Here is a 744-nt window from a genome sequence, read left to right as displayed (position 1 = left end):
CCGCCACCCCTCAGCCCCAACCCCAACCCCCAACTCCCGAAACTCCACCGAGAGGTGAACACATGAGCAGCGCGGTGCCGCCCGGCGGGGCGGGCCCCGGTCTCGACGACCCGCGCGGGACGGTCGAGGCCCAGGCCGCCCGACTGGCCGCCTCCGGACTCGACACGCCCGGTCCCTACCTGATCGGAGTGCGCCACCACGCGCCCTCGCTCAGCGCCGTCGTGCCCGCCCTGCTCGACGCCGCCGCGCCCGAGGTGCTGCTGGTCGAGCTGCCCACCGAGTTCCAGCCCTGGCTCGACCTGCTCGCCGACGAGGCCACCAAGGCCCCGGTCGCCCTCGCGGCGGCCCCCGCCGCCGACCGCTCCGACGAGCACACCGACGGCATCGGCGCCGAGACCGGCCACCGCACCGGGCTCGCCTTCTACCCCTTCGCCGACTTCTCGCCCGAACTGGCCGCCCTGCGATGGGCCCGCCGGCACGGCGTCGAGACCATCGCCTGCGACCTGCCCCTCGCCATCCGCGACCGCCACACCGAGCGCGGGCACGGCCGCACCGGCGACGACACCCGCCCCGGCGTCGCCGACGCACTGCGCCACCGGCTCACCGGACGCGACGACGACGAGGACCTGTGGGACCGCCTGGTCGAGACCGCGGCCCCCGGCTCCACCCCCGAGGCCGTCCGGCGCGCCGCGCTGCTGGTCGGCTGGGCGCTGCGCCGTGACGCCGAGGACGGGCCCGGCGTCG

The 744-nt window shown here is 77.4% G+C and carries 1 pseudogene; it reads left to right on the top strand.

The features are described from left to right. Positions 1-62 precede the first annotated feature (62 nt). Positions 63-744 (top strand): annotated as a pseudogene (locus tag ABD308_RS34795) (DUF5682 family protein); the annotation flags it as partial.

Origin of the sequence: Kitasatospora putterlickiae, assembly GCF_039527695.1 — a bacterium.
GTDB classification, from domain to species: domain Bacteria; phylum Actinomycetota; class Actinomycetes; order Streptomycetales; family Streptomycetaceae; genus Kitasatospora; species Kitasatospora putterlickiae.
The sequence above is the reverse complement of the archived record's forward strand: the minus strand, read 5'-3'. Positions and strand labels throughout refer to the sequence as shown.